The organism is Lancefieldella parvula (genome assembly GCF_963530955.1).
GTDB classification, from domain to species: domain Bacteria; phylum Actinomycetota; class Coriobacteriia; order Coriobacteriales; family Atopobiaceae; genus Lancefieldella; species Lancefieldella parvula_A.
Genome location: NZ_CAUSFQ010000074.1, coordinates 1 through 7029, shown reverse-complemented (window position 1 = coordinate 7029; position 7029 = coordinate 1). Strand labels below are relative to the sequence as shown.

General features: G+C 42.4%; 8 protein-coding genes and 1 pseudogene. 2 read left to right on the top strand and 7 right to left on the bottom strand.

Features of this window, described 5'->3' with window-relative positions; genetic code table 11:
- The 5 genes and pseudogenes from RWJ43_RS05350 to RWJ43_RS05330 form a co-directional block, all read right to left on the bottom strand.
- Positions 1–271: FAD-dependent oxidoreductase (locus tag RWJ43_RS05350; RefSeq protein WP_314008700.1), on the bottom strand; the 271-nt coding region annotated here is incomplete at its 3' end.
- Positions 272–435: 164 nt separating this feature from the next.
- Positions 436–1734, bottom strand: a complete 1299-nt coding sequence (locus tag RWJ43_RS05345; protein WP_314008698.1) for an NCS2 family permease — start codon at positions 1732–1734, stop codon at positions 436–438.
- A gap of 39 nt (positions 1735–1773) precedes the next feature.
- Positions 1774–2223, bottom strand: a pseudogene (dut, locus tag RWJ43_RS05340) (dUTP diphosphatase).
- The gene (nrdR, locus tag RWJ43_RS05335; RefSeq protein WP_012808854.1) at positions 2223–2669 is read right to left on the bottom strand and encodes a transcriptional regulator NrdR; all 447 of its coding nucleotides are present in this window, start codon (positions 2667–2669) and stop codon (positions 2223–2225) included. The pseudogene dut and the gene nrdR overlap by 1 nt, the downstream one beginning before the upstream one ends.
- A gap of 97 nt (positions 2670–2766) precedes the next feature.
- Positions 2767–3198: a LysM peptidoglycan-binding domain-containing protein gene (locus RWJ43_RS05330; protein WP_314008695.1), complete on the bottom strand. Its 432-nt coding sequence runs from the start codon at positions 3196–3198 to the stop codon at positions 2767–2769.
- A gap of 186 nt (positions 3199–3384) precedes the next feature.
- Here RWJ43_RS05330 and lexA point away from each other — a divergent pair, with 186 nt between their 5' ends.
- Positions 3385–4038, top strand: coding sequence for a transcriptional repressor LexA (gene lexA, locus RWJ43_RS05325; protein WP_314008692.1), 654 nt, complete (start codon positions 3385–3387; stop codon positions 4036–4038).
- A 7-nt stretch (positions 4039–4045) separates the two neighbouring features.
- Complete coding sequence (locus RWJ43_RS05320; protein WP_314008690.1) at positions 4046–4810, top strand: heparan-alpha-glucosaminide N-acetyltransferase domain-containing protein; 765 nt, start codon at positions 4046–4048, stop codon at positions 4808–4810.
- Here the strand turns inward: RWJ43_RS05320 and hflX are convergent.
- Positions 4781–6094, bottom strand: a complete 1314-nt coding sequence (hflX, locus tag RWJ43_RS05315) for a GTPase HflX (RefSeq protein ID WP_314008687.1) — start codon at positions 6092–6094, stop codon at positions 4781–4783. The two genes, RWJ43_RS05320 and hflX, sit on opposite strands and share 30 nt — an antisense overlap.
- Before the next feature lie 47 nt (positions 6095–6141).
- On the bottom strand, positions 6142–7029 hold an 888-nt coding region (miaA, locus tag RWJ43_RS05310; protein ID WP_314008684.1), incomplete at its 5' end, for a tRNA (adenosine(37)-N6)-dimethylallyltransferase MiaA.

The following is a 7029-nucleotide window of genomic DNA, read 5'->3' as shown; positions in this document are numbered from 1 at the left end:
GATCCTTAACGATTGAGAGGACATTAGCCATAACAATCTCTGCGCCGAGGTCTGTAGCCTGCTTCTGAAGAGTGTCTGTAATAGTGAAGCCATCAGTGTTTGGCATGCCAGGGTAATTCTCAACCTCAGTTGTAGTGATAACCTGACCACCAACGGCCTGCTTCTCTAAAACAACAGTGTCGAGAAGAGCGCGCTTTGCATAAATTGCTGCTGAAAGTCCTGCAGGACCGCCACCAACAATCACAAGGTCTTTAACAATAACATCTGCCATGATTGGCTCCAATCGTATAAATCGAAACTGGCTTTGTTATACCCTACTGGTGACAATCATTATCAGTTATCAATAAAAAATAAATTGTACACAATCTATTCATACATAAAAAGAGACGCGTCAAGACCCCCCATCTTGAACGCGCCTCCCCTAGTAGTTTAAAGCTAGTTAGCGATGATAAAGTAAGCTATAAATGCAAGAGTTGCTACCCACATCAAAGGCTTAACCTTTTTAACATTGCCAGTTACAAGTGCAACGACAACATAGAAGATGAAACCAAAACCAATGCCATCAGAAATTGAGTAAGTCATTGGAATGCCAGCGATAACCATAAATGCTGGGAAGCCCTCGAGAAGATCATTCCAATCAATCTCTGTAACCTCAGACATCATCAGGAAGCCAACCAGTACCAGTGCACCGCAGGTTGCTGCAGAGCTGACGATAGAAATGAGTGGAGCAATGAAGGCCGCTGCGATGAATAGAAGGCCTGTAATAACAGAAGAAAGACCAGTACGGCCACCATCAGCAGCGCCAGATGCAGACTCAATGAAGGTGGTAATGGAAGATGCACCGAAAAGACCACCTGCAGCTGCAGCAGCAGAGTCAACAATGAGAATCTGTTTAATGTCCTTAACGTTGCCATCCTCAGTAAGGAAGTCACCCTGCTTAGCGATAGCCATTGCAGAGCCCATGGTATCGAAGAAGTCGGACATCATCAGGGAGAAAGCAAATACAAGTAGGACTGGAGTAGTCAGAGCTTTGACGATACCCATAACGCCAGAAGCATCGGTAAGGAATGGGGCACCAAAAGTACCAAAATCCAGACCAGAAACAACACCTGTTGGAGTTGACGTTACGCCAAGCGGAATACCAATAAGTACCGCAAGGATAATACCAATAAGAAGAGCACCCTTAACGCGTGCAGAGTAAAGAACAACTGTGGCAACGATAGAAATTACTCCAACGATAAAGGTTGGAGAGAAAATATCACCCAAAGCAACAAGAGTCGACTCATTGGCAATAATGATTCCACTGTTCTTAAGACCAATCAGAGCAATAAAAAGACCTAGGCCAACTGAGATTGCATGGCGTAGGTTTACAGGAATTGCATCCATGATAGCTTCACGAAGGCCGCAAAGAACTAAAAGTAAAATTGCAATGCCCTCAATGAAGATTACTGCCATTGCTGCGTGCCAGTCTCCTCCAGCAATTGGAGTTAAGGAGAATGCAACAACAGCATTAACACCCATGCCAGATGCACACGCAAGTGGACGATTTGCAAAAAGACCCATCAGAATGGTCATTACACCGCCACCAAGGCAAGTTGCAGTAATAGCTGCTGAAATTGGCACGCCTGCAGCCGCGAGAAGGGCTGGGTTTACTGCAATGATATATGCCATTGCGAGGAATGTTGTAATTCCAGCCCTAAATTCTTGAGCGGGAGTGCTACCACGCTCAGCCACCTTAAAGAACGCCGCAGCGCTTATCACCAAACTAAGAAATTATTGAACGCCACTTGAACCAAAGCCACCAGTACCACGATCAGTAGCGTCTAGCTCGTCTACTTCAACAAGCTGAACAACAGGAACCTGCTGGATAACAAGCTGAGCAATACGCTCTCCACGCTCAATGTGAATAGTTTCTTTGCTATCTAAGTTAATAGCGCAAACTTTAAGCTAACCACGATAATGAGCGTAAATAAGTCCTGTAGTATTTGCCATAGAAAGGACTTTCTTAAGGGCAAGGCCACTTCTTGGCTGAACAAATCCTGCATAGCCATCAGGAATTGCAATAGCTAAACCAGTAGAAATAAGTTTGCGCTCAAAAGGAGCAAGATCAACATCTTCAGCACTTCTAAGATCTAATCCAGCATCTCCGGTATATGCGTATGAAGGAAGTTCAACCGTAGGATCAAGGCGTTTAATAGGTAGCTGGATGTCAAAATTGCTCATTAATTCAGGCTCCTTAATTCTGCGCTAAATTCATCAACGTCTTTAAAGTCTCTATAGACAGAAGCAAACCTAATGTATGCAACTTTATCAAGCATAACCAGGTTTTTAAGCACAATGCTTCCAAGATCTTCAGATTTGATCTCGTATTGACCTTTGTCTCTAATCTGAGACTCAATTCCATCAATAAAATGATCAAGAGAAGCAACAGAGATATCTCTCTTTACTGTTGCAGCAACAAGGCCTCTCATGAGCTTCTGTCTATCAAAAGGCTCCTTATGACCGTCTTTCTTCACAACGGTGATAGGAATCTCTTCTAAGCGCTCATAGGTTGTAAAACGAAACTTACAGGACATGCACTCGCGACGCCTTCTAATGGCATCGTTATTCTCGGATGAGCGAGAATCAATAACCTTTGACTCTTCGTGACCGCATTTTGGACAACGCATGGAATCCCCTTTTTTCGTATAAAAGGAAGATACCATTTTACGCAGGTATTAAGTGTTATCAACACAGAATTCCGAGAGAAATTTACATAAATATTTACTATTTAGATACAGAAGGAATCTCTAGAGTTTGTCCAGTTCTTAAAAGAGAAGAATCAAGATTATTTTTTTCTCTAATCCAGCTTACTTGTTGCTCTGTAGAGACGCCCTCAATAGGATTGCTCTCTGCAATTGACCACAGTGTGTCATTGCTATGAACGGTAATTGTTTGTGAAGCGCTATCCATTACAGATGTAGCAAATGAATTGAGAGCGGTTGTGCGAAGAAAAGAAATTGCAAACATCAAAACAAACGATGCAGTAATAATAAGACCAGCAACAAAAGCTTCTTTATTTGTTAGTGCCTTTACGTAAGAAACTTCCTCTTGCTGAGGTGTAACAGAACATTTCTTTCCTCCACCGTTAATTACCTTAAATGCAGGCTTATAAGAAGCAAGAGCTGAAGTTCCGCTTGACTGATACATACGCCTCATATCATTTCCTTCCGTAATAGTTTTTACGGAACTAGTTATATCCAATACACCGGACAAAAAGTCATGTCCGAACGTTTGTACTAATAATATTTAGTACGTTTGTTCGTGTCAAGAAAAAAATAGAACATTCGTTTGATTATTTTTTAGAACACGTGTATTATTATTAAAAAGAAAAAGGAGGCTCATATGCCAAAGGGCAAACTCAGCAAGCGTCAGGCAGCAATTTATGAATACATCTGTTCTTACACAGATCAACATGGCTATCCCCCTTCAGTAAGAGAGATTGGCGCTGCTGTTAATCTTGCGTCTCCTTCAACTGTCCACATGCATTTAAAAGTTCTTGAGCAGTTTGGACTTATTGATAGAGACCCAAAGAAGCCTCGTACTATGAAGATTGTTCCTCAGGCTTCTAACACTTCTGATACAGCAAAGCTTGCCCCCATTACTCAAGACATAGCTAATAATGTGATTAGCCTTCCTCTTGTAGGGCGTGTTGCTGCTGGTACTCCTATTCTTGCTGAGCAAAACGTAGAAGAATCTCTATCTCTACCAACTAGCATTGTTGGGGATTCAAGTTCTTTCATTCTTCGTGTTCGCGGAGAATCAATGATCAATGCTGGTATTTTTGACGGCGATTATATTGTTGTAAAAGAGCAGCAAGATGCCCATGATGGAGAAATCGTTGTTGCTCTTATTGATGATTCTGCAACAGTTAAAACGTTCTACAGAGAAAACGATCGCATTCGTCTTCAACCAGAAAATGACTTTATGGAGCCAATCTACGTACAAAATCCTGTCATTCTAGGTAGGGTTACTGCACTTATTAGATCAATCTCTTAGTCATAGTATGGGTGCTGAGTTAAGACAAACCAAAGGGAGAATAACGTTTTTTGACACTATACGAGGTATCTCGGTAGTTTCAATGATTCTGTTTCACTTTACCTATGATTTGTTCTTTATTTCGCACGTTAAGCTTACGTGGTTTACACCTCTGCTTATGCAAATCTGGATACCATCAATCTCATATCCTTTTATTTTTATTGCTGGTTGTATGTGCGCCTTCTCTAAAGATCCTTTTAAACGTGCGGGAGTTTATGGTCTTGTAGCCTTAGCAATATTTGCAGCAACTACCTTTGCAAAAGTTGATACTCCCATTACGTTTGGAATTTTCTTTTGTATGGCCTCATGCACCCTGGTAGAAGCTCTTATTTCACGTTTCGCTGTTCCACCAAAAGGATATTCCGCGGCAATTCTTCTACTTTTAATTTTTGTCATTTGTATTCCAATTTCTACAGGACACATTGGTATCGGGAACATGGTTTTCTCGTTACCTAAAGAGTTATACCAAACACCATATTTAGCCTGGACTGGATTTCCTTCTCCATCTTTTTCATCAGGAGATTACTACCCATTACTCCCCTATTTGTTCTTGTATTTAAGTGGTGCTGCTTTTAACAGACAGTTTAAAGAAGCTGGATATCCCAACTGGATGAGAAGGTTCTCTCTTCCCCTCATAACAGAGATGGGAAGACATTCACTTCTCATTTACATTTTGCATCAACCAATTTTGCTGCTTATTGCATCATTCGTCAGTCAGAATATCGTCTTCTGACACCACGTACGGCTCTAAAAGTGCCTGCATATACGTATCGGCTTTAACTGACAGTAAAAGACCTTCAGCAACATATTGCTCGTGCAAAAGTTGACATCTCTCATGAACAGACTTAACAAGAGCGCCTTTGTTGAACGGAATAAGTGCACTAACCACCTTGTCGCCGGCACTAGCTATTTCTTGAATCTTGTGGAGAAGGCCGTTAATGCCCATACCTTCCTGAGCAGACATAAACACAGCTTCTGGATAGAGCGCTCTGAGCATTTGAAGCTCTTGCTCATCAAGTAGGTCTATCTTATTTAAAACAAGAATCTGATCGCTTTTATCGGCCTCGATGTCTTTCAAAATACTTCGAACAACTGCTATTTCTTTTGAAAGATTCTTATCAGTTGCATCAGCAACGAGCAGAAGAAGATCAGCTTCCTGAGCCTCTACCAGTGTTGATTTAAAAGACTCAATCAGATTAGTTGGGAGCTTTTGAATAAATCCAACAGTATCCGTAAGAACAATCTTTTTGCCTTCATCAAGAGAAAGCGCTCTGGTAGTTGGATCAAGAGTTGCAAAGAGTTCGTCTTTTGCATATACATCCGCGCCTGTGAGTTGATTCAAAAGTGTTGATTTACCAGCATTGGTATATCCAACAAGTGAGACACTAAACGTTCCAGAATTCCACCTGGACTTAGACTGAACTTCTCGCCTTTGGCTAAGCTGCTTAAGCTCATTTTTAAGAGTTGAAATGCGCTTTCTAATAAGACGACGGTCAACCTCAAGCTGGCTCTCACCCTGGCCAAATCGGCTACCAATGCCACCACGTGTTTGCTCGCCTACCAAGTGACTCCACATGCCACGAAGCCTTGGAAGTACGTACTGAAGCTGTGCAAGCTGTACCTGCAGTCTTCCTTCTTTGGTGCGTGCGTGAATACCAAAAATATCAAGAATAAGCGCTGTACGGTCAATTACTTTAACAGGCTCGCCAAGTAATTTTTCTAAATTAGATTGCTGAGAAGGCGTGAGTTCATCATCAAAGATGACAACGTCAGTATTGGTGTTTCTTACCAGAGAAACAAGTTCCTCAGTTTTACCTTTGCCAATGAAAGTCTTAGGGATAGGTGCATCAAGTTTTTGCGTAAGACGCATAAAGACTTCAGCGCCGTCAGTTTGGGTCAGACGCTCAAGCTCGTCCATTGATTCTTCAAGCGACCAGTCGCTTTTACCGCAATCAACGCCTACAAGAATTGCTCGTTCAACTTTAGGAGCTGTAGAAAATGGAACAAAACGACCCATAAACTCCCCATCTAAGACAAGGTAAATACGTTAGTTTTTTGATGTGCCTACTGGCATTGTACGTCAGCATGCTGCGCAAGAATCAGCTCGAGTGCATCCTTGGCTGTGAGCTGGTCCATATCAAGCCACCTGACTCGACCGTCTCGTTTAAGCCAAGAAATCTGTCGCTTTGCATACTGCCTGGTATGCTGCTTAATAAGCTCTCGTGTTTGCTCAAGCGATTGCTCTCCAGCAAAGTATGCAAAGAACTCTTTATAGCCAATTGCCTGCCCAGCCGTGCAATTTTCAGAGAGACCTGACTCAATAAGCGTTTGAACCTCTTCAACAAGCCCTTGCTCAAACATAAGATCAACTCGGAGGTTTATGCGCTCATAAAGACGCTGACGGTCCATCGTAAGACCCCATATCTGGGCGTCAAAGTACGGTGTGTGAGCCTTTAGGCCCTCATGATGAGTTGCATACGACTTGCCCTCTTCCAAGAGCTCTAAAGCCCTTACAACGCGTCGTACGTTATTTGGATGGATGAGCTCTGCACTTGCTGCATCTTTTGTGGCGAGAAGTTCGTGCAAACCCTCAGCACCAAGCTCTTGAGCAAGCTTTTCATAACGAGTTCTTACAGGAGACTCGATTGACCCTGAGGGAAACTCCATCTGGTCGATAATCGAATCAAGATAAAGACCCGTTCCGCCACAGAAAACAGGTGTTTTACCAGCTTTAATAAGCTTATGAGCTTCTTCACGGGCTGCCACTTGAAACATCTGTACCGAATATTCTTCTGAAATGTTGGCACAATCTACCATAAGAAGAGGAACTTCTCGCTCCTCAACAGGAGTTTTAGCGGTACCAATATCCATGCCTTGGTAGACCTGCATTGCATCAACAGAAATGACAGAAGTCTCAAGATTTTTGGCTACCAGCTCAGACAAGGAGCTTTT

What these genes read in the sequence shown, in the direction of transcription:
- nrdR (WP_012808854.1), bottom strand. Translation starts at nt 2,669, where the DNA reads ATGCGTTGTCCAAAATGCGGTCACGAAGAGTCAAAGGTTATTGATTCT.
- RWJ43_RS05320 (WP_314008690.1), top strand. Translation starts at nt 4,046, where the DNA reads ATGGGTGCTGAGTTAAGACAAACCAAAGGGAGAATAACGTTTTTTGAC.
- hflX (WP_314008687.1), bottom strand. Translation starts at nt 6,094, where the DNA reads ATGGGTCGTTTTGTTCCATTTTCTACAGCTCCTAAAGTTGAACGAGCA.
- lexA (WP_314008692.1), top strand. Translation starts at nt 3,385, where the DNA reads ATGCCAAAGGGCAAACTCAGCAAGCGTCAGGCAGCAATTTATGAATAC.
- RWJ43_RS05330 (WP_314008695.1), bottom strand. Translation starts at nt 3,198, where the DNA reads ATGAGGCGTATGTATCAGTCAAGCGGAACTTCAGCTCTTGCTTCTTAT.